Here is a 25,903-nt window from a genome sequence, read left to right on the forward strand (position 1 = left end):
GACCAGTATGGCTGAAGTAACGGTAAAACAACTGGCCGCAGATGTAGGCGCTCCCGTGGATCGTTTGCTGAAGCAGATCGTGGAAGCGGGCCTGAAAGCCCGCAGCGAAAACGACGCTGTCACCAGCGATGAGAAGCAGCAGTTGCTGGCCTATCTGAGAAAAAACCATGGCGAGGCGGAAGCTGAACCGCGGAAGATTACACTCAAGCGCAAGACCACGACGACGCTTAAGGCCGGCAAGGCCAAGACTGTCAACGTAGAAGTGCGCAAGCGCCGCACCTATATCAAGCGTGCAGAGCTGCAACCTGAGCCGGAAGCTGAGGCGCCGGTAGCGGAAGAGCCGGTACAGGCACCGGCCGAAGAGCAGGCACCGGTGGAAGAAACGCCGAAGGTCGCAGCGGAAGCTGCACCTGCCGAAGCCCCCGAAACGGAAGCTCCGGCCGCAGCGGAAACCGAAGCCAAGGCTGCTCCGGAACCTGCTGCAGAATCCGCAGAGCCTGCCATCGCGCCGGAGGATATTCCCATGCCTCCGCCTGAGGATGAAGGTCGGGATCGCAAGCCGAAGAAGAAAAAAGAGAAGGTGCGTGAGCGCGGCGATGATATTGAAGAAGGCAAGCCGAAGAAGAAGCAGGCTGGCCATCGCGGTCCTCGCAGCCGTCCGGTAGAAGAACCGGTAGTACTGAGCGAAGACGAAGAGGAAACCACTCTTCGCAAGCCGCTGCGGGCCAAAAAGAAACCGAAAGAAAAGCGTCATGCTTTCGAGAGGCCCACAAAGCCCATGGTCAGAGAAGTACAGATTCCGGAAACCATCACCGTTGGTGATCTCGCCCAGCGCATGGCCGTCAAGTCCGCTGATGTTATCAAGACCCTGATGGGTATGGGGGTGATGGCAACCATCAATCAGGCGCTGGATCAGGAAACGGCGATCCTGGTTACCGAAGAGCTGGGCCACAAGCCGAAAGCGGTGAGCGAGGATGCTTTCGAAGAGGAAGTCCTGAGCGAAATCACCGGCCCGGACGAAGGCAAAGAGAAGATCAAGCGCGCGCCGGTTGTCAGTGTTATGGGTCACGTTGACCATGGTAAGACCTCACTGCTGGACCATATCCGCCGCGCCAAGGTTGCTGCCGGTGAATCCGGTGGTATTACCCAGCACATTGGTGCTTACCATGTAGAAACTGAACACGGCATGGTGTCCTTCCTGGATACCCCGGGCCACGCCGCGTTTACCGCCATGCGTGCTCGTGGTGCCCAGTGTACCGACATCGTTATCCTGGTGGTGGCAGCCGACGACGGTGTTATGCCTCAAACCAAGGAAGCCGTTGAGCACGCCCGTTCTGCCGGCGTACCGATCGTGGTTGCCATCAACAAGATGGACAAAGAAGAAGCCGATCCGGACCGCATCAAGAACGAGCTTTCAGCTCTGGAAGTCATTCCGGAAGACTGGGGCGGCGACGTTCAGTTCGTACCTGTTTCTGCACACACCGGTATGGGCATCGATGACCTGCTGGAAGCCGTCTTGCTGCAGGCTGAAATCCTTGAGCTGGAAGCGTCCCCGGATGCAGCGGCGAAAGGTGTTGTGGTTGAATCCAGCCTGGAACGCGGCCGTGGTTCTGTTGCTACCGTGCTGGTTCAGAACGGTACGCTTCGCCAGGGCGACATGGTGGTGGCCGGTTCCTTCTTCGGTAAGGTGCGCGCCATGACCGACGAAGCCGGGCGCCAGGTGAAAGAAGCCGGCCCGTCGATTCCGGTCGAGATTCTGGGCCTGAACGGCACGCCAGACGCCGGTGACGAATTCTTCGCTGTGGCAGACGAGAAAAAAGCCAAAGAGCTGGCTGAATTCCGTCAGACCCGTGAGCGTGAGCAACGTCTCCAGCGCCAGCAAGCTGCCAAGCTCGAGAACATGTTCGAGAATATGGGCAAGGACGAGGTCAAGACCCTCAACGTTGTGCTCAAGACCGACGTGCGTGGTTCTCTGGAAGCCATTACCAAGGCTCTGCAGGACCTGGGTAACGACGAGGTTCAGGTGAAAATTGTTTCGTCTGGTGTTGGCGGTATCGCCGAGACCGACGTCAGCCTGGCCATGGCCACCAACGCCGTTATTTTCGGCTTCAACGTGCGTGCGGATACCGCATCCAAGCGTCTGGTTGAGCAGGAAGGTCTGGATCTGCGCTATTACAGCATCATCTATAACCTGATTGATGATGTGAAAGCGGCTTTGACAGGCATGCTCAAGCCGGAATTCCGCGAAGATATCGTGGGCATTGCCGATGTGCGTGACGTATTCCGTTCGCCGAAATTCGGTCAGGTGGCTGGCTGTATGGTGACTGAGGGCACCGTATACCGTAATAAGCCGATCCGCGTACTGCGTGACAACGTGGTGATCTTTGAAGGCGAGCTGGAATCCCTGCGTCGCTTCAAGGACGATGTGGCGGAAGTTCGCAACGGTATGGAATGTGGTATCGGTGTTAAAGGCTACGACGTGAAAGTGGGCGACCAGATCGAAGTATTCGATCGCGTCCGTGTTGAGCGTCAGCTTGAGTCCACGGGGGCCTGATGGCACGGGAATACAGTCGCGTAGATCGCATCGGAGATCAGATGCAGCGAGAGCTGGCGCAGCTGATCCAGCGCGAGGTGAAGGATCCTCGCGTTGGTATGGTCACGGTTAATGATGTGAAAGTCAGCCGTGACCTCGGCTATGCCGATATCTATATTTCGTTGCTGTCCACCGAGGAACTCACCGAAGATTCACCCGAAGTGCAGGACTCCCTGACGGTACTGAACAAGGCCTCCGGGTTTCTGCGCGGGCAGGTTGGTCGCGCCATGAAATTGCGTGTGGTGCCCCATCTGCGGTTTCACTTCGACAAGCTGTTGGGGCAGAGCCGCAAGATGGATCGCCTGATCCGCGAAGCGGTTGGCGACAAGCCTGCCGTGCCCCGGGACGACAACGATGACCCGGTTTCCGACAACCCGGAGCGTGACGCTTGAGCCGAAGACGCAAAGGCCGTGACGTAAACGGCATCCTGGTGATCGACAAGCCCCAGGGCGTTACCTCCAACGGGATTCTGCAGCAGGTCAAGCGCCTGTATGGTGCGGCGAAGGCCGGCCATACCGGTGCGCTTGATCCGCTCGCTACTGGCGTGCTGCCCCTGTGTTTTGGTGAGGCCACCAAGTTCTCCCAGACCATGCTGGACAGCGACAAGGCGTATATCACCACCGCACGCCTGGGCATCCGGACAGAAACCGGAGACAGTGAAGGGGCTGTGGTGGAGGAAAAGCCGGTTCCCCAGTTCAGTGAGGATGAGCTGGAGGCCGTGTTGGCCCGGTTCCGTGGCGACATTCAGCAGGTGCCCTCCATGTACTCGGCTCTGAAGCATCAGGGCAGGCCACTGTACGAATACGCCCGCGAGGGCATCGAAATTGAGCGCCCGGCCAGGCCGGTGACCATTTACGAGCTCAAATTGTTGGCGGTTCGGGAACAGGAGCTGGATCTCGCGGTTACCTGTACCAAGGGTACGTATATCCGCTCACTGGTTGAGGATATTGGGGAGGTTCTGGGCTGCGGTGCTCATGTCAGTGCTCTGCGCCGAACCCTGGCATCCGGTTACACCCTGGCAAATGCCCACGATGTCAAAGACCTGGAAGCCATGCGTGAGCGTGGGGAAAGCCTGGATGGCCTGCTGCTGCCTCCGGAAACCGCTCTCACCATGTTTCCCGAGTACCGATTGTCCGGCGTGCCGCTGGTATCGATCTTGAACGGACAACCGGTTAGAATACCGGGTCAGCCCTTTGAAGGTTTCGTCCGCCTGTATGGCGAGCATTCCTTTGTGGGGCTGGCAGAAGCATTGCCGGAAGGCGATGGCACTCAACTGGTGCCGCGCCGTCTGGTCAAGAACAGCAAACGGTAAACGCCTTTTGCTGATTAGCCGGGCTGTAGAGATGCGCGGTTCGGCTGAATACTTATGCATCGCAACCAATGAGGTGAAATATGGCACTGTCTGCCAGTGAGAAAGCTCAGATCGTTAAAGATTTTCAGCAAGGTGATGGCGATACCGGTTCCCCTGAGGTTCAGGTAGCTCTGCTGAGCGCCAACATCAACAAGCTGCAGGATCACTTCAAGGCCAACAAGCAGGATCACCATTCCCGCCGCGGCCTGATCCGGATGGTAAACCAGCGTCGTAAGCTGCTGGACTACCTCAAGCGCAAGAACGCTGACCGTTACCTGGAACTGATCCAGCGTCTGGGTCTGCGTCGCTAATCCGGTTTGGCGACCTGATGGCTGGCCCGGGGGTTCCCGGGTTCAGCCGTGCTTCTCTCCCGCTCCCTGCCTTGCTCATTCCGAACAAGCAGGAAGCGTTTTTGCTGCAGTTGATTTGTCTGTGAAACCGAAGGATTTTCCCTGTCACAATGGAAAGCCGCTATTGATAGCAGGTTGTTGAAAAGCCCGGGAACTCTGGCCGGGGTTTTGCAACAGCCTGTTAGCTTTCAGACGGGTTGCCTTTCGGTTCACTGATCAGACTTCTGCAGTTGTTGGAAAATGGCGAATGAATGGGTCATTGGCCAGAATCAAAACCGCTGAAAATGCAGGAGTTTATTGTGGAACTGCAACCACGTATCAAGACATTTGAAATGGGTGGGGAAACCTTCACCCTGGAAACCGGTCGTATTGCCCGTCAGGCAACCGGCGCGGTACTGGTAAGCACCGGCGACACTGCCGTTCTGGGCACCGTTGTTGGCGCCAAAGAGCCCAAGCCGGGCCAGGGCTTCTTCCCCCTGACTGTGAACTACCAGGAAAAAACCTACGCCGCCGGTAAAATTCCGGGCGGCTTTTTCAAGCGTGAAGGTCGTCCGTCCGAGAAAGAGACGCTGACTTCCCGCCTGATCGACCGTCCGATTCGCCCGCTGTTCCCGAACGGGTACATGAACGAAGTTCAGGTTGTGCTGACGGTTATGTCGGCCAGCAAGAACCACGATCCGGATATCGCTGCCATGATTGCTGCTTCTGCAGCCCTGGCCATCTCCGGTATCCCGTTCGACGGCCCGATTGGTGCTGCCCGTGTGGGTTACACCAATGAGAAAGGCTACTTCCTGAACCCGACCTTCGAAGAGCTCAGCACTTCCCTGCTGGACATGGTTGTGGCCGGTACCGACGAAGCGGTGCTGATGGTTGAGTCCGAGGCCAAAGGCCTGACAGAAGACCAGATGCTGGGCGCCGTGCTGTTCGGCCACCAGGAAATGCAGACTGCGATCACTGCCATCAAGGAATTTGCTGCCGAGAATGGCAAGCCGCGCTGGGAATGGCAGCCTGAGGCAGAGAACACCGAGCTGCTGAACGCCATCAAGGCCGAATTCGGTGGTGCTATCGAAGAAGCCTATGCCATTCGCGACAAGATGGCCCGTTACGAGCGTCTGGGCGAGATCAAATCTGCCGCCGTTGAAAAACTGGCCGGAGAAGAGGAAGGCCAGCCTTCCGAAGAGGAAGTGAAGAAGTACTTCGGCAAGGTCGAGAAGTCTGTGGTTCGTCTGCAGGTTATCGAAGGCAAGCCGCGTATCGATGGTCGTGACAACAAGACCGTTCGCCCGATCAAGGTGGAAGTTGGCGTGCTGCCGTCCGTTCACGGTTCCGCCCTGTTCACCCGTGGCGAGACCCAGGCCATTGTAACTGCCACCCTGGGTACCACCCGTGACGTGCAGATCATCGATGCCCTGGAAGGTGAGCGCAAAGACCCGTTCCTGTTCCACTACAACTTCCCTCCGTACTCCGTAGGTGAAGCGGGCCGTATGGGCTCCCCGGGCCGTCGTGAAATCGGTCACGGTCGCCTGGCCAAGCGTGGTGTAGCCGCGGTTATGCCGACCATCGAAGAATTCCCGTATGCCATCCGTGCGGTATCCGAGATCACTGAATCCAACGGTTCCAGTTCCATGGCTTCCGTGTGTGGTTCTTCCCTGGCTCTGATGGACGCCGGTGTGCCCCTGAAGGCTCCGGTGGCCGGTATCGCCATGGGGCTGGTCAAGGAAGGCGACAAGTTCGCGGTCCTGACTGACATCCTGGGTGACGAAGATCACCTGGGTGACATGGATTTCAAGGTTGCCGGTACCAAAGACGGCGTTACTGCGCTGCAGATGGATATCAAAATCCAGGGTATTACCGACGAAATCATGGAAATCGCCCTGGAGCAGGCCAACGCTGCGCGTCTGCACATCCTGGACGAGATGAACAAAGTGATCGCCGAGCCCCGCGCCGAGCTGTCTGAGCGCGCTCCGAGCATCACCACCATCAAGATCCATCCGGACAAGATCCGTGATGTTATCGGTAAGGGTGGCGCGACCATCCGTGGTATCTGTGACGAGACCGGTGCTTCCATCGACCTGGATGACGACGGCAACGTGAAAATCTACGCCGCTGACGCCGCCGCCGCTCAGGCTGCTGTAAACCGGGTCAAGGAAATCACTGCCGAGATCGAAGTGGGCGCTATCTACAAGGGCCGCGTTGAGCGGATTGTGGACTTCGGTGCCTTTGTTAACATCCTGCCTGGCAAGGATGGTCTGGTGCACATTTCCCAGATCTCCGAGCGCCGTATCGAGAACGTCACTGACGAGCTGAGCGAAGGTCAGGAAGTTCTGGTCAAGGTGCTGGATGTGGACAACCGTGGTCGCGTCAAGCTGTCCATGAAGGAAGTCAAAGAAGGCGAGCAGCCGACTGACTTCGCTGACTAAGATGATTCTTGGTTAGAAAAACCCGCCAGGCTTCAAGCCTGGCGGGTTTTTTCGTTTATGGGCCTTGTAGTTTTAGTGCCTGCAGCGGTTGTGGGAAGCCTTTCCAAAAGACGCTACGAGCACATCCATGTGCGCTTCTTTCGGGCCGTCCATGGCCCTCAAGACTTTTGGAAAGGCTTCCCACAACCGCTGCGCTAGACCTTGTGCTTGCCTCTAAAGGCCTTTTTCCATGAATTCCAGTACTGCCTCCCTGTATGCCGGAATCACAAACGTCGCCGCATGGGGCGTATCGGTCTGCAAGAACTCCTTGGGCTGCTCCGCCGCCTCATACAACCGGACACCGTGCTCAAACGGAATAATGCCATCTCGAACGCTGTGGATAATCATTACTGGCACTGGTGACACGCCGGCGATGCGGTCTGTGCCCTCGTAGTCATTCGGGATGGTCCAGCTCAGTGGGTACTGGAATGGCCAGGTGAGCCAGAAAAGGTCGAGTTTTTCCCGGGCGATGTAGCGAAAGCCGGAGAAGGTGCCGTCGAGGATGATGCCGTCCAGGGTGGGTTGTTCGTTGCGCTGGGTCCATTCGCTGGCGAGCGCGATGCTCAGAGCGCCACCGAGGCTCTGGCCGAGCAGGTACAGCGGACGGTCTTCAGTGTGTTCCTGATGGGTCAGCCAGCGCAGGCCGGTTTCTGCGTCGTGCAGGGCGCCTTCGATGTCCGGGGCGCCGGTAGACTGGCCGTAGCCCCGATAATCGAGGGTGAACACGTTGTAGCCCTTTTCCGGCAGCCAGGCAACGTTGAGGATGTGGGCGCTGACGTTCTGGGCGTTGCCGTGCAGGTAGTAGATGGTGCCCTTGGCTGGTTCGTCGGTGAGGGCAGGGAGCCACCAGCCGTGGAGGGTTTCGCCGTCGGCGGTGTCGAGGTAGACGTCCTCAAAATCCAGGTTAAGCCGGTCGGGGGTAATGTAGGTGGCGTTGTCCGGATAGAAGAATACGCTGCTGCAGCCTGTTTGCAGCACCGCGGCGATGGCCAGCAGTGTGACGATGGTCGTTCTGGCGCTCAGAAGTAGGCGTGTAGGCCGGCTTGCCATGTGCTTTGGTACCTGTCGTAGTGGTCTTCCCGGGTGAATTTGGCGAATAGGCTGAATTCCCGGCCAATGTGCCAGTTGGCTTCGGCGTAAAACTGGTCTTGCCGGTGTTGGCTGTTGACGATCCAGGCTTTGGTTTTTACGCCGGTCAGCAGGCTGAAGCGGTTGTTCTGGTGCAGCAGGCCAAGGTCTGCACCCGGGGCGAAGTCGTAGCCACGTTTGATGTCATCGTCGATTTCTACATCGGCCGTGGCAATGGCGAAGGCCTGTGTGTTCTGGGCCAGGCTCCAGCTGCCGCCGGCTCCGCCTTCGAGATAGGGCGCCAGAACGCGGTCATCGCCGGTGTCCGTGCGGCGGCCGCCAAAACCAACTTGCCAGGAGATCGGTGCAAAGAACTGGTTCCGGGGGCTCAGGGAGCGTATTTCCACGCCGGTGATCTGTTCCACCTGGAGTTCGTCGTTTTTGTGGTAGAGCCTGGCGTCCAGACGCAGGAACTGAAGTTGTGCACCGGTACGGTAACCGGCGGGCGGATCCAGTACGTCGTGGTAGGCCGGCCGGATGGTCAACTGCGTGAATTCGCTGTGGGCCTGCTGGCCGGAACCGAGGCTCAGGCGAAAGGTGTCATGCCCCTGATCATCGCGGATCTCTGGTTCAGGCACGTCTGGAAGCTCTTCTGCATCATCAATCTGGCTGCGGGCGACCAGTAGTTGATGAGACAGCGGTGCCGCGTGTTCCCGGGGCCAGCCTTCGGCTTCGCTCTGGTAGCGGACGTAATCGTAAGTGGCATCCAGGATCTGGGCGCGGTCGTCTTTAGCCAGCTCGAGAACTTCCGGGTCGTTCACTGCCACGTAGCCATTGGCTAAGGCAGCGGCGATTGTCTGGTGGTCTGAGGGCAGGCTATCCAGGCTATGGGCTACAGATGTAGCAGCAGACGGGCGGTAATGGATGCTGTCAAGCAGCCCGGCATCCCTTACCCAGCGGACGGTGTCAGACGGGATGGCGTGAGTGCTTACTTCGCTCAGAAGGTCGGTGCCCGGGCGGGCGGCGTCGATCAGGGCCAGCAGGCGGTATGCGCAGTTTTCGTCGAAGAAGTAATAGTCGAAGTTCTTGTCCTGAATTTCCCAGGTGTGGGCCAGCAGGGTGTCGACCTCCTGTTGGTCGAGATTCAGGGTGTACTCCCAGAGATCCCGGTGTTCGATGTCGTTGTACAGCCGGATCATTTCGTAATAGGGCTTGATGGAGGTGATGCCCGGATAGCCGCCGAAAATCCCTCGATAGGCAAACAACAACTCGCTGTCATGTTCGGCGGCATCGGCTGCGTAGGAAATGGTGTTGGCAAGCAGCAGATCGGTTTCTTCGTCATCCTGGGGGGGATCGAGCCGCAAGAAGGTGTGGCCGAACATGGATGAGGGGCTATTCAGATAGGACGCGGCAAACACCAGGGTGACTTTCTCGGTATTCAGTGTGCCTGCCCATTCCTCGAAAGCGGGGCAGTTGACCGGTGTGTCCGGCAAATCCAGTTGCTCTCTCAGCCAGGCATCCCGGGCCGGGAATCGACAGCGGGCGTGGCTATCACCACCTCCGGGTTGTTGTATGGCCTCCAGGGTGGCTTCCAGCTCGGCTCTGGGCGATGTCTTGCCGTTGTCACTCAGAAAGAACGCCGGGTCATCGGCCTGGCTGGTGTAATCGGAACCGAACTTGTCCTGATGATAATGGCCGAGGGTCAGCCAGGTTGGATTGTGATGAAGGTTGTCTGGCAGTTTAACGGATTCTGCCTGTGCCCAGGCAGTACTGCATGCAAGCCATAAAACGGCCTGCCCGATACGGAGGGTAAAGCCCATGGAGTTGGTGTTTCCGGATTAGTGGCTCTGGGGTTTGTGCGCCGTCCATGGCGCCATTCTGTTCCATTGTCGCCAGTGATCAGGCGGCTACGTATTTGCTCAGAGCGTCGTTCTGCTCCAGCAGGGCCACGATGGCGTCTACGGCTTCACCTGAGGTGGTATCAGCGTTGGGGAAAATGGAAGCAAAGTTGTCTTGCAGTACTTTGCGGAAGGTATCACGGTCGGTTTCTTCTACACCCAGCAGGACTGCCAGAGTGTCCAGGTTTTCACCGGAACCGCGGGACATGTCGCGGGCAACCTTGTCGATGTTGCTGTCCATGTACATGGCCATGGATTGAACAGACTGGTTGGTCTGACAGCCCAGAGTGCCGGTGGTCATACCAAAGGTCTGGTTACCGAAGGTTCCGTTGGTGGTCGCGGCCAGTACATGTGGCGCAATGCCGGACTGCCCCTTCCAGATCATGGCTCCCACGCCACAGCCGGGCTGGGCGAAAGCCATGGAGGAAGCACCAAGAAGAATTGCACCTGCGATCAGTTTTTTCATTATCCACTCCTTTCTGTGGTTTTGCTTTGTCGCATACCCTGCAGCTGTCTGATTCCCTGGCTGCAAGACAACGGCCAGTATCTGATTAGGGTTAGAGACCGTCAGTTTGAGTATAGATCAAAACCTAGGATTGAAAAGGAGTCAAGCGCTTGGAGTGATTCAAGCTTGATGATGAAGCAGGTAAAGACCGAGGAGGGGAATTTCTTGGCTAAAAAGTCTATTTCGGACCCTGTGGAAGCAAACCGGAGCACAAAGCTCCGGTAGCACTCAAGGTAATCAGTTACCGTGAACAGTCAGTTCATAGTTACCGATAATGCCCAGAATGTTGTTCGCTTTCCAGTCAATATGAGTAACGGAGGTGATGTTGCCGTCAGCTTTTGCTGCTTCGATGCTGCAGTCACCTTGAGCGATCAGAGCAAGGATGCTCTGGCATTTAGCGGTACCGACTTTCGATCCTTGAGCGTTGGCAGTAGCCGCAACCGGGAGTTGGATGTCAGTGAACAGGCCACCTACGGGTACAGAGGTTGCACAACCGGCCATGGTCATGGAAGCGGCGAGTACTGCTGTTGACATGATTTTTTTCAAAACTGAAGTCCTTTTTGCTATTTCGATTTAGTACGAACAGAGTTACAAACTCCGCGTCGGATTGTAATCCAATCGTTCGGAGTTTGGAATGTTGTAACGCTCTGATTTATCAGGTAGTTGTGAAAGCAAAGATATTTCCGTCAACCACCAAGGTAGGCATCCCTCACTTCCGGGTTGGCCAGCAGGTTCTTGCCGGTGTCGTGCAGGCGGATACGACCGGTTTCCAGCACATAGCCCCGGTCTGCCAGGCTCAGGGCCTGGTGAGCGTTCTGCTCCACCAGGAACACCGTAATCCCTTCCTCTCTCAGCTGGCCGATGATCTCGAAGATCTGCTGAATGATGATCGGTGCCAGCCCCAGTGACGGTTCGTCCAGAATGATCATCCGTGGTTTGCTCATCAGCGCCCGGCCGATCGCCAGCATCTGTTGTTCACCGCCTGACATGGTGCCGGCACGCTGGTGCTCCCGCTCTTTCAGGCGCGGGAACAGCTCGTACACGTGATCCTGGCTTTTACGGATTTCCGATTTGGTGTTGAAGAAACCGCCCATGTGCAGGTTCTCTTCCACCGTCAGCCCGGGAAACACCCGGCGGCCTTCGGGCACAATGGCAATGCCGGAACGCATAATGTTGGAGGTGGCTTCATTGGTAATGTCGCGGCCTTCCAGAATCACCCGCCCTGAGCTGGCCTGCGGGCTGCCGCAGACGGTCATCAGCAGCGTGGTTTTGCCGGCGCCGTTGGCGCCGATCAGTGACACAATCTCTCCCTTCTTCACTTCCACGGACACGCCGTGCAGGGCCTCGATTTTGCCATAGTGGGTATGTACGTCTTCCAGTACCAGCATGGTGTCTCCTCAGGCCTCGCCCAGATAGGCTTTGATCACATCGTCGTTCTGGCGAACTTCGTCCGGGGTGCCGGCAGCCAGGGGGCGGCCCTGGTTGATGACGGTAATCCGGTCTGAGATGTCCATAACCAGGCTCATATCGTGCTCAATCAGCAATACGGAAACGTTGTAGTCCTCTTTCAGGCTGACAATCAGCTGGTTGAGGTCTTTGGTTTCCGCCGGGTTCAGGCCTGCGGCTGGTTCGTCCAGCATCAGCAGTTTCGGTTCGGTCACCATGCAGCGGGCAATTTCCAGCCGGCGCTGCTGGCCATAGGCCAGGTTGCCGGCTTCCCGGTTGGCGAGTTCCAGCAGGCCCACCCGGTCCAGCCAGTAGGCGGCGCGGTCCAGGGACTTGCGTTCCCGGTCCCGGTAGTCCGGTGTCTTGACCAGGCCGGAGATCAGGTTGGTGTTCAGGTGGCGATGCTGGGCTACCAGCAGGTTTTCCACCACGGTCATCTGGCCGAACAGACGCACGTGCTGAAACGTGCGCACCATGCCCAGTCGGGAAATCTTGTAGTCCGGTTTACCCTGGACTTCATTGCCCTCAAACAGGATTTTCCCGCCCGTGGGCTTGTAAAAACCACTGATGCAGTTGAAGACCGTGGTTTTGCCGGCCCCGTTGGGGCCGATGATGGAGACAATTTCGTGTTCCTGCACATCCAGGCTTACCTGGTCGACTGCCAGCAGGCCGCCGAAGCGCATGGACAGATTCTGTACATCTAGCATGTCTGTCACTCCTGGCGTCTGAGTTCAATATGAATGCGGCGCATGGGCATCAGCCCCTGTGGCCGCCAGACCATCATCAGCACCATGGCGGCACCGAACACCAGCATCCGGTAGTCGGAAAACTCCCGGGCCAGTTCCGGCAGGATGGTCACGGCAATGGCGGCAAGCACGACGCCCAGCTGCGAGCCCATGCCGCCGAGTACCACGATCGCCAGGATGATGGCAGACTCAAGGAACACAAACGACTCCGGGCTGATAAAGCCCTGCTTGGAGGCAAACACCGTGCCGGCAAACCCGGCAAAGAAAGCGCCAATGGTAAAGGCGGAGAGTTTCACCGCGGTACGGCTCAGGCCCAGGGAGCGGGCTGCAATCTCGTCTTCCCGCAGGGCTTCCCAGGCACGGCCAACGGGCATGCGCATGAACCGGCGGATGATCAGGGCTGTGATCACGGCCAGGACCAGAGCAATCAGGTAAAGAAATATCACCTTGTGCTCGCTGCTGTAGGCGATACCGAAGGTCTCATGGAAGGAGGTGTTGCCTTCTTCGCGCACCCTACGGCCGAATTCCATGCCGAACAGGGTAGGGTCGGGAATGCCGCCAATGCCGTTGGGGCCGCCGGTGACGGCCGTCCAGTTATTGAGCAGAATCCGGATGATTTCACCGAAGCCGAGTGTGACGATGGCTAGGTAGTCCCCTCGTAACCGGAGCACGGGGAAGCCCAGAACCAGGCCAAACAAGGCCGCCAGGCAAGCCCCGATAGGCAGTGCCATCCAGAAGGAAATACCGGCGTATTGGGACAACAGGGCAAAGGTGTAGGCGCCAACCGCGTAGAACGCCACGTAGCCAAGATCCAGCAGGCCGGCCAGGCCGACCACGACGTTCAGTCCCAGCGCGAGCATGACATAGATCAGGACCAGAGTGGCCAGATCCACCGCACCTCGGGAAACGAAGAAGGGCCAGAACAGGGCCAGAACGACAATGCCGGTGAGTACCCAGGATTCGATTTTGGCCCTTTTGTTCTCGGCCATCGGCTCCTTCTGGGTTTTGGGCAGCGGGCTTGGGATGCTCTTGAGCCCGCCCATGATCTGATCCCGGAACAACTGGAACAGGAACACGATCACCGCGGCCAGCAACACGAGGATTACTGTGCTGGTATCGGCGCCGGTCAGGGTCACGCTGATGCCCTGAGCTTCCAGGTTGAAGCCGATGATCGGGTAGGAAATGATCAGTGTGATGATCGCGCAGAAGAGCGCGTGTCGAAAATTGTTGGCAGCCATCAGATCTTCTCAACCTCCGGTTTGCCCAGCAGTCCGGTGGGTTTGAACAGCAGAATCAGAATGAGCAGGCTGAACGACACCACATCTTTGTATTCACCACTCAGATAGCCCGAGGTCATGCTCTCGGCAACGCCGAGGATGAGGCCGCCCAGCATGGCGCCGGGAATGCTGCCAATACCGCCAAGAACAGCTGCGGTGAAGGCTTTCAGGCCGGCAATAAAGCCGAAGAGCGGATCTACTGAACCGTAATACATACCCAGCAGCAGACCGGCGACGGCAGCGAGCGCGGCACCAATCACGAAGGTGGCTGAAATGATGCGGTTGGTGTCGATGCCCAGCAGGTTCGCCATGCCCAGATCCTGCGAGACCGCGCGACAGGCCCTGCCGATACGGGAGCGGGAGATGAACAGGGAAAGAGCCGTCATACAGATCAGGGTGGTGATAAAGATGGTGATCTGAATGTAGGAGATGGACATCGGGAAGGTATCTTCGGAGCCGAACTGGAAACCACCTTCAATCAATGCCGGGAAGCCGATGTTGCGGGAGCCCTGGGCGAGGTGGACATAATTCTGCAGGAAGATGGACATGCCGATGGCGGAGATCAGTGGAATCAGGCGGTGACGCCCGCGTACCGGCCGATAGGCCACTCGTTCCACGGCCCATCCCATGGAGCTGGAGACAATCACCGCGCATATAAGCGCAACGATCAGTACCAGGGGTAACCAGGCGATACCGAGGGTGGCCAGGCCCGTTATGGCGATCAGCGCGGTGTAGGCACCGATCATGTAAACCTCGCCATGGGCAAAGTTAATCATGCCGATGATGCCGTAAACCATCGTGTAGCCGATGGCGATCAGGGCGTAGGTGCTCCCGATCGTCAGCCCGTTAATGAGCTGTTGAAAAAAATACAGGAGGTCTTGCATGTTTGTGGAACTCCGAAAGCCCGCTCCCTCGCCTGGCTGCGACCGATCACCGGTGTCGCCGGTGCGGATGCAGTGAGGGTCTGCAGGAGCCCAGAAAAACACCTTCCCCCGGATCGCGGTGGGAAGGTGCTCTCATTATTACCGTTAGTTAACGATTTGGGCTCAGTTTACCGGAGTTTTGCTGCCGTCTGAATGCCATTCGTACACCACAAACTCGAACGACTTCATGTCGCCGGCTTTGTCGTACTGAACAGTGCCGATGGGGGTCTCGAAGCTTCCGGCACGAAGAGCCTGGGCCACATCGAACGGATCTTTCGAATCGGCGGCTTCAATGCCTTCCGCAATCAACTGCACGGCGGCATAGGAGGTGAGTACGAAGGGGCCGGAGGGATCTTCACCTTTGGCATCAAAGGCGGCGATCAGCTCCTGGTTTTCCTCTTTCTGGTCGAAGCTGGGGGGCAGGGTAACCAGCAGGCCTTCAGCGGCTTCGCCGGCGATGGTGTTAATGTCTTTGTTACCGACGCCTTCCGGGCCCATGAACTTGGCATCTACGTCAGACTGGCGTGCCTGGCGGAGGATCAGGCCCAGCTCAGGGTGGTAACCGCCGTAGTACACGTAATCGACATCAGCTTGCTTGATTTTGGTGACAAGGGAGGAGAAGTCCTTGTCACCGGCGGTAATGCCCTCAAACATGGCGATTTCGATGCCGGCATCCTGCAGGGTATCGCGCACGGCGGTGGCAATACCTTCACCGTACTGCTGCTTGTCGTGCACGATGGCCACGCGCTCGGGGCTCTGGCTGGCAATGTAGTTGCCGGCAACCGGCCCCTGCATGCTGTCCAGGCCGATGGTGCGGAACACCAGTTCGTAGCCGCGCTCGGTGATTTCCGGGCTGGTGGAGGCCGGCGTGATCATCAGAATACCTTCGTCTTCATAGATGTCAGACGCCGGCTGGGTAGAGCTCGAACACAGGTGGCCCACCACGTAGCGAACACCTTCATTGACCAGCCGGTTGGCAACGGTAACGGCCTGCTTCGGGTCGCACACGTCGTCCACTTCAACGGCCACCAGGTCTTCGCCCATAACACCACCGGCAGCGTTAATCTGCTCGATGGCCATGCGGGCACCAGAGAACTGCATGTCACCGTACTGGGCAACGGGGCCGGTCATCGGGCCGGCGATACCAACTTTGATTTCAGCGGCGGCCTGGCCGGCAGCCATCAGAGCAACGGACGCGCCTACAGCGGTAGCGAGTTTCTTTACGGAGGTTTTCATCGTGTTTTTCCTGTTTGTGTCAGGGTTATTCTTATGTTCTCAGAGACTTAAACAAGCACCACAGTCTGTTGCTTGTCAAGCAAATCAGGCCAGGGTGTCTGCTCTGGAACACGGCGCAGCTATCGGGAAAGAATTAGCAAGCGCCGTGCCGTCCTGAGCAGTGTCACGCGTCCGTGCTGTCGTCCTTATTTTGAAAGACAAGATTCCTGAAACTTTCGTGATCGTGCAGGTGTTCGAAGCTCGGGTCAACCGATGCGTCGTCCCGATAGGCTTCCGAGATCTCAATGGCTTTTTCCAGATTGCTGACGGCATCTTCCCAGCGGCCAATCTCGGCATAGGCGCACGCCAACTGGTAGTGTGCGTGGCCATTGTCTGGTGCCAGTTTCAGTGCGCGCTGGCACAAACTGATGGCCCAGAGGGGCTCCTGCATTTCGAGTACGGCGTCGGCTTTATAGCTCAATGCCTCAACATCGTCCGGGCGCAGGTCCAGAATCTGGTCGTAGGCGGCGATCTTGTTCTGCTGCGAGGTTTCCTGGCTTGCCTTCAACCAGAGCGCGTGCACTTCGTTGGTGCGCTCAATCTCGGCCTGGTTCTGATGGATGATCTCGGACTTCTGCTGCAGTTGTTCTTCAATGGCCTTCAGGCGCTGTTCATATTCCACCACCAGTTCGTTTACCCGTTTCTCGGCCAGGCTGGTCAGCTGGTTGCGCATGTCGCGGATGGAGTTCCAGCCAATCACCACCAGAATGGAGGTGGCGCCGGCGATCAGGTAGAAAAAGTAAGTCACCGTGTCGGTGGCGTAGGACATGGTTTTGTCGGCCACGGACAGTTCCTTGTCCACCACTTTCTCGATCAGTTCCGCCCGGGTGTTCTGCATTTCCTGGCGCAGTGCCTTGGTCTCCTCCAGCAGGTAAAGCTCCACAAACGGGGTATACATGGGTTTTTCCAGGGTTCGTGTGCTTTCCTCTACGTCTTCCGCGGTCAGCTCTTCTTCCGGGCCGAGTTGTTGTTGCTGGGCATTAGCCTGGCCGACAAAAGTGAGCGCGAGGGCGAACATGAGGTAATACCTGATCATTAACCAGATCCATCAGTCAGTGAATTGAGGCGATTGCTGACCTTAGCATAGTGGCTGGCAGAAATAATGCTGCATTGCCCACCGAAGAGGGTAATGCCAACAAGAAAGCAAGCTAGTAAAACTGCACACTTGCAATCCTTGGTGCAAAGACCTCTAATAATTAGTGGTATAAATAATGGTCAGAAATCTCTTCCGGGGGACGGATGTGAACAGCTATGAGCAGGTTTTGGTGGCATTGCGCCGGGTAATCCGGGCCACGGATCTTCATTCCAAGCGACTCAGCAAGCACGCCGGGCTTACCGGCCCCCAGTTGCTGATCATGCGCACTATCCGGGATCTGGGTGAGGTTACGATCGGCACGATTGCCGAGAACGTGAGTCTCAGCCAGGCCACGGTGACCACCATTCTCGACAGACTGGAGCATCGCAAGCTGGTGTACCGGGTTCGCAGCACGAGAGACAAGCGCAAGGTTCACGCCCATCTCACGGAGGAAGGTGCTGAGATTCTGGCTCGTGCGCCCAACCCTCTGCAGGAGGACTTCATCCAGAAGTTTCAGAGCCTGGCGGAGTGGGAGCAGACCATGATTCTGGCCTCGTTGCAGCGCGTGGCCAACATGATGGATGCCGATGATATTGATGCTTCACCGGTGCTGACCGTTGGCTCGGTTCTGAAAGACGACGGCTGGAAAGAAAAGCCCTGACCTGGTTTTGAGACCGGCCCTGATCGAGGGCCGGCCTCAGCAGTTCATTAATGAACGCTTGATCCCTGCTTCGGCTTGCTGCCAAAACACACCTGAAACACATCGTTGTAGTGTTTGGCAAAGTTCACAGAGATACCTTCTTTCAGGTAATCGGGAAGTTCCTCGTAATCCCCGCGATTCGCTTCCGGCAGGATCAGGTTGTTGATCTTCTGCCGGCGTGCGGCAATCACCTTTTCCCGAATACCGCCCACCGGCAAGACCTGCCCGGTTAACGTCAGTTCCCCGGTCATGGCCAGGTTCTGTTGCGGCGCTTCCTTGCGGGCAATGGACAACAGGGCGGTGGCCATGGTGATGCCGGCGCTCGGCCCGTCTTTTGGCGTTGCGCCCTCGGGCACGTGCAGGTGGACAAAGGATTTGTCGAAGAAAGTCGGGTCACCCTTGAACCGCTTGAGGTTAGAGGACACGAAGCTGTAGGCGATCTCGGCCGATTCCTTCATCACATCTCCCAGTTGCCCGGTGAGCTTGAAGCCCCGCTGGCTGCTGTGAATGCGTGAGGCCTCAATGCTGAGAGTGGCGCCGCCCATGGCGGTCCAGGCCAGGCCCGTCACCACGCCGGTGCCTTTCAGGGATTTCTCCTTCTTGAATGCCGGCTGGCCGAGATAGTCGGTCAGATCGCCAACACCCACTCGAACCGGGTCATCCGGGTTTTCCAGCAGGCGCACGATGCCCTTGCGGACAATCTTGTGCAGCAGCTTCTCCAGATTCCGCACGCCGGCTTCCCGGGCGTAGCCCTCAATCACCTGGCGAATGGCAGCGTCGCTGATGTTCAGCTGCTTCTTCAGCAGGCCCGCCCGTTTGAGCAGGCGAGGTACCAGGTAATGTTTGGCAATGGCCAGTTTTTCTTCGCCGATGTAGCCGGACAGGCGGATCACGTCCATCCGGTCCAGCAGCGGCCGGGGGATCGTGTCCAACTGGTTGGCGGTACAGATGAAGAGCACTTTCGAGAGGTCCATGCGCACATCCAGGTAGTGATCCAGGAACTCCCTGTTCTGTTCCGGGTCCAAGGTTTCCAGCAAGGCTGAGGCCGGGTCGCCCTGGTAAGAGCTGCCGATCTTGTCGATCTCGTCGAGCATGATCACCGGGTTGGCCACTTTGCTGTCTTTCAGGGCCTGTACGAACTTTCCGGGCATGGCGCCGATGTAGGTGCGACGGTGTCCCTTGATTTCGGCTTCATCCCGCATGCCGCCCACGCTGAAACGGTAGAACTCCCGGCCCAGGGCATCCGCCACCGAATGGCCGATAGAGGTTTTACCGACCCCGGGCGGGCCGACCAGCAGCAGTATGGAGCCGCTCACTTCGCCCTTGAACGTGCCTTCAGCCAGAAATTCAATGATCCGGTCCTTTACATCGTCCAGGCCGTCATGGTCCCGGTCCAGAATCTTGCGGGCTTCGGCCAGATCAAAATGATCCTGTGAATGCACGCCCCAGGGCACCTGGGTAATCCAGTCCAGATAGTTGCGGGTTACCCCGTATTCCGGTGAGCCCTGTTCCAGCACCTGCAGTTTCTGGATTTCATCCTTGAATCGCTCCTGCACAGCTTCCGGCGGATTCAGTTTGGCCATTCGCTCTTCGAAGCGTTCCACGTCCGCCGTCTTGTCATCCTTGGCAATGCCCAGCTCCCGCTGGATCACTTTCAACTGCTCGCGCAGGAAAAACTCCCGCTGGTGCTTCTGCACCTTCTCGTTTACTTCCTCGTTGATCTCGGATTGCAGGCGGGCGACCTCCTGCTCCTTGCGCATCAGCAGCAGTACTTTTTCCATGCGCCGGAGCAGGGGCACGGTATCGAGAACATCCTGCAGTTCGCGACCCGGAGCGCTGGTCATGGATGCGCCGAAGTCCGCAAGGGGTGAGCTGTCATCGGGCCCGAAGCGGGACAGATATTGCTTCACTTCTTCGCCATAAAGCGGGTTGGTGCGCAGCAGTTCCTTGATGGCGCTGATGATGGCCAGGGTGTAGGCCTTGAGTTCGTCGGCCGGTTCTTCGGGCTCCTGTGGGTATTCAACTTCCACCAGATAAGGTGGGCGACGGCGAAGCCACTGGACAATTCTGAACCGTTGCAGACCCTGGGCAATGAACTGAACCTTGCCACTCTCATTCTGGGCTTGATGCACGCGCACGGCGCAGCCCATGGTCTCAAGGTCTTCACTCTCCGGAATGCCGTTTTCGGCTTCTGGATTCTCGACAAAGCAGATGCCCAGAACCCGATGATCGGTTTCACCAACCCGCTTCAGGGTTTCCTGCCAGGGGTCCTGGTTGACCATGACTGGCTGTACCTGAGCAGGAAAGAACGGCCGGTTGGAGACCGGCAGAATATACATGCGCTGCGGCATAACCTGCTGTGGCAGCGCCAGGCTCTTGCTGTTTTCGTCTTTGCCGATGTATTCGGTCACGTCTTCTTCAAATTCTTCCAGGGAGTCTTTGCGGTTCTCGTCATTCATACCGGATTGCTCTCAAGGCGTGAGTGGTTAAAGACCTATGTAACGACAAAAGCCGGGTTTTCAAGCTGGCTTGATTTTTCCGCCGCTGGCTCCATATCTTCAGACAATTTCATTCATTCTGGTTCAGGTTCCCGACATATGAGCAATTCGCCGCATATCTTTGATGCCACCGCCGACAACTTTCAGCAGAAAGTGATGGAAGCCTCTGCTACCACGCCGATTCTGGTGGATGTATGGGCGGAGTGGTGCGCGCCCTGCAAACAGCTGATGCCGATTCTGCAAAAGCTGGCGGAGGAATATCAGGGTAACTTCCAGTTGGCCAAGGTGAATGCCGACGAGCAGCAGGAGCTGACGGCCTCCCTGGGGGTGCGCAGTCTGCCGACCATCATTCTGGTGAAGAATGGCCAGGCTGTGGATGGTTTTAATGGCGCCTTGCCCGAGAGCGAAATCCGCAAGATTCTGGAAAAGCACATCGAAGCCCCGGCGGAAGATCCTTACGAGAAAGCCCACGCTCTTTGGGAAGCCGGTGATGTGGACGGAGCTCTGGCCATCCTCACGGAGCTGAACCAGAAAGACCCGGAAAACCTGGATGTGCTGATTGATCTGGCCCAGTTGAAGGCCGAGCAGGGCGATCTGGATACCGCGGAGCAGGTGCTCAACAGCCTGCCGCCGGAAGAAAAAATGCAGCATAAAGCCAAACAGCTGGCGGCGAGGGTGAAGTTCCTCAAGCTGTCGGGTGAACTGCCCGCGCAGGCGGAGTTGGAGGCAAAACTTGAGGCCAACCCGAAAGATCCTGAGGCCCTGCATCAGTTGTCCCTGCACATGGTTTTGCAGGATAAAAACGCGGAAGCCATGGATTTGCTGATCCGGCTGATGCAGGCCGATAGCACCTACAAGGACGGCGTCGCCAAAACCACATTGGTGGAGTTGTTTGAGAAACTGGGCAACAACAATCCGGATGTGCGCACGTATCGTAGGAAGCTGTATACGTTAATGCATTGAACGGTATGTTTGTTTATCTGACTGGAAATAAAAGGCCGGAAGGGTAATCCTCCGGCCTTTTTGGTTAGTGCAGGCTGAGCGGCCAGCCATTCCCCTTCTTCATCGCCTCAAACTCATCCTCAAAGAAGAACTTCTCTTCTCCGAATGCGGGCTCGAGCTCATGCAGCCAGGTGGCCGTTTCGCTGTACTTGGCGAAGAACGGTCGCTGCACCCAATCCGGGTTGCGGCCTTGCAGGAAGCGCAGTACGAAGACCTTCTCGCCATTGATTTCGGTGATGCCCTGGATCTCCACCTTGCCGGGACCGGCGCTCATGCTGGGGCCGCGGGCAGTGCGGGCCAGGCCGCTGACCTGCTTCATGGCCTCACGATAGATGTGATAAGCCTCGGCCAGGGGGACCTCGAAGTAGTTCTTGGCACCGGTATCCCGTTCTACAAACATGTAGTAGGGGATGATGCCCAGCTTCACTTCTTTCTTCCACAGCTTGGCCCAGGCATCGGCATCGTCGTTCACATGCTTGATCAGCGGGCCCTGGGCGCGGATCTCGGCACCGGTGGCGCGAATGCGGCGGATGGCCTCTTCCGCGATGTCGGTGGTGATCTCCTGCCAGTGGTTGTAATGGGCCATGATGGCCACGTGTTTGCCGCCATCAACCAGCCTGGCGAACAGTTCGATCAGTTCGTCGGCGTCCTTGTCGGTCACGAAGCGATAGGGCCAGAAAGTCAGGGCCTTGGTGCCGATGCGGATGGTCTGGATATGATCGAACTCTGGCTGCAGCAGCGGTTCCAGGTACTGCACCAGGTTTTTGGTCTTCATTACCATCGGGTCGCCGCCGGTGACCAGCAGGTCGGTCACTTCGGTGTGCTCCTGCAGATAGCCGTGCAGTTTCTCGGCGTCGGTGCTGGCCATCTTCAGGTCCTTGTCACCGACAAACTGCGCCCAGCGGAAACAGAAGGTGCAGTAGCTGTGGCAGGTCTGGCCCTGGGACGGGAAGAACAGCACGGTTTCGCGGTACTTGTGCTGCACGCCGTCCAGCACCTCTCCGTCCAGTTCCGGCATGTTCATTTCCATCTGCCCGGCCGGGTGCGGGTTCAGTGCGTCGCGGATTTCCTTGGCAGCGGCCTGAATGTCTTTCTTGTCGGCGCCTTCCCGGTGCAGTTGCGCCATGCGCTCGTAGTGTTCGTCCTTGAGCATGCCTTTCTGTGGAAAGACCAGCTGATAGATCGGGTCGTTGGGCACCTTGTCCCAGTTGATCAGTTCGTTGATCACATATTCGTTAACCCGGAAGGGCAGCACGCTGGCCACCACTTTCATTTCAAACAGGGTTTCCTCGGGGAGATTCTGGATCGCCTCAATCTTGTCGAGCTGGCGGTCGGTAAAAACCTTGAACCGGCGCTCCTCGAATTCCTGAACCGGAATTCGGTTCGGAAAGGTGACGATGGAGTTCATGGATCGCCCTCTGTTGTGAGCCAAAGACAAAAGGAGGTGTGCCTCCTTCACTGGTTAAAAAACGGGCAGGCAAGTATACATAAATCATAATTTATTTTCAGGTCTAATTAATAAAACGGAGGTCCGGGCGAGGGTTTTCGGTCGTTCAGTCGGTATTAGCGCCTATTTGTCGTTAAAGGATGCGAAAAGTCGTGAACGACAGTTTTAGATTATTCTTAGTGTGTTGATGTAAATGAGAGCTGGGAGAGGGTTCGACCTTGGTCGGAGATCGGTTGTTTCGTGATCGGAATATCGCCATTATTGCGTAAGTAATCTAAATAAATGGCGGCTATCTGCCATTCAAACAGGTGTTTGTTTGTTTCTTAGTGTCATTTTGTAGTAAAAGAACGAAAGTTTTGCTTCTGCTGGATAGTCAGGGCTGGCAGAACCATTCTCCGCGCAATCGGTCCGTGCCAAAAGCCATACCGATAACCGTTCGCGCGGCAGGAAAAATGAGAAAGCTGTTCTATGCTTGAGAGAGGTCAATCACGCAGCTCAGCCTTTCTTACAAGCTGACGTTTCCACAAAAAAATACTGCATACCATCGCAGCTTATCGACTTCGCACCGTCTTTGGTCGCTGATCGTGGCCGGCGTTGCACCTTTTGATGCCAAGGGGAGGGTTTGATGTACCAGGATGATGATCCCATTGAAACCAGTGAATGGCTGGATGCGCTGGAATCTCTGATCGAGAACGAAGGCGTAGACCGTGCCAAATACATTCTTGAACGGCTTTCCGAGCGAGCCAGCCGCGATGGCACTGAACTGCCTTATTCCATAACCACGCCATTCCGTAACAGCATCCCTGTGACCCAGGAATCTCGCATGCCGGGCGATCTGTTCATGGAACGTCGCATTCGCTCGTTGATTCGATGGAACGCCATGGCCATGGTGGTGCGTGCCAACAAGCGCCCGGGTGACCTTGGTGGCCACATTTCCACTTTCTCCTCAGCAGCCACTCTGTACGATGTGGGCTTCAACTATTTCTTTCATGGCGGTGGTGAGGACCGTGCTTCAGACCTGGTGTATTTCCAGGGCCACGCGTCGCCGGGCATCTATGCCCGTTCCTTCCTGGAAGGTCGCTTCAGCGAAGAGCAACTGGACAAGTATCGCGAAGAAGTCGATGGCGAAGGCCTGTCTTCTTATCCACACCCCTGGCTGATGCCGGATTACTGGCAGTTCCCGACGGTTTCCATGGGACTTGGGCCAATTCAGTCCATCTACCAGGCCCACGTAATGAAGTACCTGCACAGTCGCGAGCTGATCGACATGGACGGCCGCAAAGTGTGGGCGTTTGTCGGTGACGGCGAGTGCGACGAACCGGAAACTCTGGGCTCCATCTCCAAGGCGGGCCGCGAGAAACTGGATAACCTGATCTGGGTGGTCAACTGCAACCTGCAGCGCCTGGATGGCCCGGTTCGGGGTAACGGCAAGATCGTACAGGAGCTGGAAGGTGTGTTCCGTGGCGCTGGTTGGAACGTTATCAAGGTGGTCTGGGGCCGCATGTGGGATCCGCTGTTCGACAAAGACGAAGACGGCGTGATGCAACGGGCCATGGACGAGCTTTGCGATGGCGAACTTCAGAACCTGACGTTCAAAGGCCCGGCCTATACCCGCAAGGAATTCTTCGGCAAGCATCCGGAGCTGGCCAAGCTGGCGGAAAATCTGTCGGACGAGGATATCAGCAAACTGAACCGCGGCGGCCACGACCCTTACAAGGTCTACGCGGCTTATCACAAGGCTGTGAACCAGGCCAACGGCAAGCCCACCGTGATTCTGGCCCACACCATCAAGGGCTATGGTTTTGGTGCGGCGGGTGAAGCCCAGAACACGGCACACTCTTTGAAGAAGCTGGACATCGACACCCTGAAAGCATTCCGGGATCGTTTCGGTGTGCCGCTGAAAGACGAAGAACTGGAAGATGTACCTTATTACCGTCCGGCGCCGGACAGCCCGGAGCTGGTCTATATGAAGAAGCGCCGGCAGGAGCTAGGTGGTTTCTATCCCAAGCGCAACAAGGATTGCCAGCCGCTGCAGATCCCCGAACTGGATATCTTCAAGCAGGTGCTGGAAGGGTCTGACGGCCGTGAGATCTCCACTACCATGGCCTTTGTCCGCATTCTGAGTGCCCTGGTCAAAGACAAGCGCATCGGCAAGCGCGTGGTGCCTATCGTGCCGGACGAAGCCCGTACTTTCGGTATGGAAGGCATGTTCCGTCAGTTGGGTATCTACACGGCGGAAGGCCAGAAATACGTGCCCCAGGACCGTGACCAGATCATGTACTACCGGGAGGACAAGAAGGGCCAGATCCTGCAGGAAGGCATCAACGAAGACGGTGCCATGTCCACCTGGATGGCGGCGGCTACGTCTTACAGCACTAACAGCTTCCCGCTGATTCCGTTCTACGTGTTCTATTCCATGTTCGGCTTCCAGCGCGTGGGCGACCTGGCCTGGGCTTCCGGCGACATGCAGGCCCGAGGCTTCCTGATCGGCGGTACCGCCGGCCGGACGACCCTGAACGGCGAAGGCCTGCAGCACCAGGACGGCCACAGCCACATTCTGGCCAACACCATTCCCAACTGTAAGGCCTATGACCCGGCCTACGGCTACGAAATGGCCGTGGTGATCCGTCACGGTATGAAGGAGATGTTCGAAGACAACCAGAACGTCTACTACTACCTGACCATCGAAAACGAGAACTACGAACAGCCGGCGATGCCGAAAGACTCTGAAGACGGCATCATCAAGGGTATGTACAAGTTCGAGTCGGTGGAAACCAAGGGCCGCAAGAAGAGCCCGCGGGTTCAGCTGCTGGGCTCCGGCGCGATCATGAACGAAGTCCGTGCCGCGGCGCAGATGCTGAAGGACGACTGGGGTGTGGCCTCGGATGTCTGGAGTGTCACCAGCTTCAACGAACTGGCCCGTGATGGCCAGCATGTGGAGCGCTGGAACCACCTGCACCCGGATGACAAGCCGCGCAAGGCTTACGTCACCCAGTGCCTGGAGAAAGCCCAGGGGCCGGTGGTGTCGTCTACCGACTACATCAAACTGCACTCCGAGCAGTTGCGGGCATTCATCCCGAAAACCTACATGACCCTGGGCACCGACGGTTTCGGCCGCAGCGATACCCGTGAGAAGCTCCGTAATTTCTTCGAGGTGGATCGTTACTATGTGGCGGTGACTGCACTGGCCGCCCTGGCTAAAGATGGTGAGATCAAACAGGAGCAGGTTCTCGAAGCCATGCGCAAGTACGGAATCGATCGCAACAAACCGAACCCGGTGCTGAGCTAAG

20 protein-coding genes are annotated in these 25,903 nt (G+C 57.3%); 8 read left to right on the forward strand and 12 right to left on the reverse strand.

The features are described from left to right. Positions 1–7 precede the first annotated feature (7 nt). The 5 genes from infB to pnp all read left to right on the forward strand — a co-directional run bounded on the left by infB (position 8) and on the right by pnp (position 6,714). Positions 8–2,554: a translation initiation factor IF-2 gene (gene infB / locus Q669_RS03605; protein WP_014422593.1), complete on the forward strand. Its 2,547-nt coding sequence runs from the start codon at positions 8–10 to the stop codon at positions 2,552–2,554. Continuing rightward, positions 2,554–2,985 carry a 30S ribosome-binding factor RbfA gene (gene rbfA, locus Q669_RS03610; RefSeq protein ID WP_011786759.1) on the forward strand — a complete coding sequence of 144 codons (432 nt, stop codon included), beginning with the start codon at positions 2,554–2,556 and terminating at the stop codon, positions 2,983–2,985. Before infB ends, rbfA begins: the two co-directional genes overlap by 1 nt. Continuing rightward, positions 2,982–3,905: a tRNA pseudouridine(55) synthase TruB gene (gene truB / locus Q669_RS03615; protein ID WP_022991286.1), complete on the forward strand. Its 924-nt coding sequence runs from the start codon at positions 2,982–2,984 to the stop codon at positions 3,903–3,905. The genes rbfA and truB overlap by 4 nt, the downstream gene beginning before the upstream one ends. A gap of 80 nt (positions 3,906–3,985) precedes the next feature. Then, complete coding sequence (gene rpsO, locus Q669_RS03620; RefSeq protein ID WP_011786757.1) at positions 3,986–4,255, forward strand: 30S ribosomal protein S15; 270 nt, start codon at positions 3,986–3,988, stop codon at positions 4,253–4,255. Positions 4,256–4,599: 344 nt separating this feature from the next. Further along, positions 4,600–6,714 carry a polyribonucleotide nucleotidyltransferase gene (gene pnp / locus Q669_RS03625; protein ID WP_227501053.1) on the forward strand — a complete coding sequence of 705 codons (2,115 nt, stop codon included), beginning with the start codon at positions 4,600–4,602 and terminating at the stop codon, positions 6,712–6,714. Between the two features lie 213 nt (positions 6,715–6,927). Here the strand turns inward: pnp and Q669_RS03630 are convergent, their stop codons facing one another. The 10 genes from Q669_RS03630 to Q669_RS03675 form a co-directional block, all read right to left on the reverse strand. Next, positions 6,928–7,803 (reverse strand): alpha/beta hydrolase, encoded by an 876-nt coding sequence (locus Q669_RS03630; protein WP_022991288.1) that lies wholly within the window; start codon positions 7,801–7,803, stop codon positions 6,928–6,930. Continuing rightward, on the reverse strand, positions 7,773–9,641 hold the full coding sequence (locus Q669_RS03635) for a DUF4105 domain-containing protein (RefSeq protein ID WP_022991289.1): 1,869 nt from the start codon (positions 9,639–9,641) through the stop codon (positions 7,773–7,775). The genes Q669_RS03630 and Q669_RS03635 overlap by 31 nt, the downstream gene beginning before the upstream one ends. A 79-nt stretch (positions 9,642–9,720) precedes the next feature. Next, positions 9,721–10,185, reverse strand: coding sequence for a DUF3015 domain-containing protein (locus tag Q669_RS03640; protein ID WP_011786753.1), 465 nt, complete (start codon positions 10,183–10,185; stop codon positions 9,721–9,723). Positions 10,186–10,461: 276 nt separating this feature from the next. Further along, complete coding sequence (locus Q669_RS03645) at positions 10,462–10,770, reverse strand: TRL-like family protein (protein ID WP_022991291.1); 309 nt, start codon at positions 10,768–10,770, stop codon at positions 10,462–10,464. Between the two features lie 140 nt (positions 10,771–10,910). After that, positions 10,911–11,612: an ABC transporter ATP-binding protein gene (locus Q669_RS03650; RefSeq protein WP_011786751.1), complete on the reverse strand. Its 702-nt coding sequence runs from the start codon at positions 11,610–11,612 to the stop codon at positions 10,911–10,913. Between the two features lie 9 nt (positions 11,613–11,621). Beyond that, the gene (livG, locus tag Q669_RS03655) at positions 11,622–12,377 is read right to left on the reverse strand and encodes a high-affinity branched-chain amino acid ABC transporter ATP-binding protein LivG (protein WP_022991292.1); all 756 of its coding nucleotides are present in this window, start codon (positions 12,375–12,377) and stop codon (positions 11,622–11,624) included. A 5-nt stretch (positions 12,378–12,382) separates the two neighbouring features. Then, positions 12,383–13,654: a high-affinity branched-chain amino acid ABC transporter permease LivM gene (locus Q669_RS03660; RefSeq protein ID WP_022991293.1), complete on the reverse strand. Its 1,272-nt coding sequence runs from the start codon at positions 13,652–13,654 to the stop codon at positions 12,383–12,385. After that, a complete protein-coding gene (gene livH, locus Q669_RS03665; RefSeq protein ID WP_014422583.1) occupies positions 13,654–14,577 on the reverse strand; it encodes a high-affinity branched-chain amino acid ABC transporter permease LivH in 924 nt (307 codons plus the stop codon). The genes Q669_RS03660 and livH overlap by 1 nt, the downstream gene beginning before the upstream one ends. 162 nt (positions 14,578–14,739) lie before the next feature. Continuing rightward, a complete protein-coding gene (locus tag Q669_RS03670; protein ID WP_022991294.1) occupies positions 14,740–15,852 on the reverse strand; it encodes a branched-chain amino acid ABC transporter substrate-binding protein in 1,113 nt (370 codons plus the stop codon). Between the two features lie 163 nt (positions 15,853–16,015). Then, positions 16,016–16,927, reverse strand: a complete 912-nt coding sequence (locus Q669_RS03675; RefSeq protein WP_022991295.1) for a TPR end-of-group domain-containing protein — start codon at positions 16,925–16,927, stop codon at positions 16,016–16,018. 175 nt (positions 16,928–17,102) lie between these two features. Here Q669_RS03675 and Q669_RS03680 point away from each other — a divergent pair, with 175 nt between their 5' ends. After that, positions 17,103–17,627 carry a MarR family winged helix-turn-helix transcriptional regulator gene (locus Q669_RS03680; RefSeq protein ID WP_011786745.1) on the forward strand — a complete coding sequence of 175 codons (525 nt, stop codon included), beginning with the start codon at positions 17,103–17,105 and terminating at the stop codon, positions 17,625–17,627. Positions 17,628–17,674: 47 nt separating this feature from the next. On the opposite strand, the gene lon is transcribed toward Q669_RS03680, so the two are convergent. After that, positions 17,675–20,125, reverse strand: a complete 2,451-nt coding sequence (gene lon, locus Q669_RS03685; protein ID WP_022991297.1) for an endopeptidase La — start codon at positions 20,123–20,125, stop codon at positions 17,675–17,677. 138 nt (positions 20,126–20,263) lie between these two features. Here lon and trxA point away from each other — a divergent pair, with 138 nt between their 5' ends. Beyond that, on the forward strand, positions 20,264–21,127 hold the full coding sequence (gene trxA / locus Q669_RS03690) for a thioredoxin (RefSeq protein WP_022991298.1): 864 nt from the start codon (positions 20,264–20,266) through the stop codon (positions 21,125–21,127). 64 nt (positions 21,128–21,191) lie between these two features. On the opposite strand, the gene Q669_RS03695 is transcribed toward trxA, so the two are convergent. Beyond that, on the reverse strand, positions 21,192–22,574 hold the full coding sequence (locus Q669_RS03695) for a KamA family radical SAM protein (RefSeq protein WP_022991299.1): 1,383 nt from the start codon (positions 22,572–22,574) through the stop codon (positions 21,192–21,194). 664 nt (positions 22,575–23,238) lie between these two features. Here Q669_RS03695 and aceE point away from each other — a divergent pair. Continuing rightward, positions 23,239–25,902: a pyruvate dehydrogenase (acetyl-transferring), homodimeric type gene (gene aceE / locus Q669_RS03700; RefSeq protein WP_022991300.1), complete on the forward strand. Its 2,664-nt coding sequence runs from the start codon at positions 23,239–23,241 to the stop codon at positions 25,900–25,902. Position 25,903: the final 1 nt, after the last annotated feature.

It is taken from the genome of Marinobacter sp. C1S70 (genome assembly GCF_000475355.1).
Classification (GTDB): Bacteria; Pseudomonadota; Gammaproteobacteria; order Pseudomonadales; family Oleiphilaceae; genus Marinobacter; species Marinobacter nauticus.

What these genes read in the sequence shown, in the direction of transcription:
- infB (WP_014422593.1), top strand. Translation starts at nt 8, where the DNA reads ATGGCTGAAGTAACGGTAAAACAACTGGCCGCAGATGTAGGCGCTCCC.
- rbfA (WP_011786759.1), top strand. Translation starts at nt 2,554, where the DNA reads ATGGCACGGGAATACAGTCGCGTAGATCGCATCGGAGATCAGATGCAG.
- rpsO (WP_011786757.1), top strand. Translation starts at nt 3,986, where the DNA reads ATGGCACTGTCTGCCAGTGAGAAAGCTCAGATCGTTAAAGATTTTCAG.
- Q669_RS03630 (WP_022991288.1), bottom strand. Translation starts at nt 7,803, where the DNA reads ATGGCAAGCCGGCCTACACGCCTACTTCTGAGCGCCAGAACGACCATC.
- Q669_RS03635 (WP_022991289.1), bottom strand. Translation starts at nt 9,641, where the DNA reads ATGGGCTTTACCCTCCGTATCGGGCAGGCCGTTTTATGGCTTGCATGC.
- Q669_RS03640 (WP_011786753.1), bottom strand. Translation starts at nt 10,185, where the DNA reads ATGAAAAAACTGATCGCAGGTGCAATTCTTCTTGGTGCTTCCTCCATG.
- Q669_RS03650 (WP_011786751.1), bottom strand. Translation starts at nt 11,612, where the DNA reads ATGCTGGTACTGGAAGACGTACATACCCACTATGGCAAAATCGAGGCC.
- livG (WP_022991292.1), bottom strand. Translation starts at nt 12,377, where the DNA reads ATGCTAGATGTACAGAATCTGTCCATGCGCTTCGGCGGCCTGCTGGCA.
- Q669_RS03660 (WP_022991293.1), bottom strand. Translation starts at nt 13,654, where the DNA reads ATGGCTGCCAACAATTTTCGACACGCGCTCTTCTGCGCGATCATCACA.
- livH (WP_014422583.1), bottom strand. Translation starts at nt 14,577, where the DNA reads ATGCAAGACCTCCTGTATTTTTTTCAACAGCTCATTAACGGGCTGACG.
- Q669_RS03670 (WP_022991294.1), bottom strand. Translation starts at nt 15,852, where the DNA reads ATGAAAACCTCCGTAAAGAAACTCGCTACCGCTGTAGGCGCGTCCGTT.
- Q669_RS03675 (WP_022991295.1), bottom strand. Translation starts at nt 16,927, where the DNA reads ATGATCAGGTATTACCTCATGTTCGCCCTCGCGCTCACTTTTGTCGGC.
- Q669_RS03680 (WP_011786745.1), top strand. Translation starts at nt 17,103, where the DNA reads ATGGTCAGAAATCTCTTCCGGGGGACGGATGTGAACAGCTATGAGCAG.
- lon (WP_022991297.1), bottom strand. Translation starts at nt 20,125, where the DNA reads ATGAATGACGAGAACCGCAAAGACTCCCTGGAAGAATTTGAAGAAGAC.
- trxA (WP_022991298.1), top strand. Translation starts at nt 20,264, where the DNA reads ATGAGCAATTCGCCGCATATCTTTGATGCCACCGCCGACAACTTTCAG.
- Q669_RS03695 (WP_022991299.1), bottom strand. Translation starts at nt 22,574, where the DNA reads ATGAACTCCATCGTCACCTTTCCGAACCGAATTCCGGTTCAGGAATTC.
- aceE (WP_022991300.1), top strand. Translation starts at nt 23,239, where the DNA reads ATGTACCAGGATGATGATCCCATTGAAACCAGTGAATGGCTGGATGCG.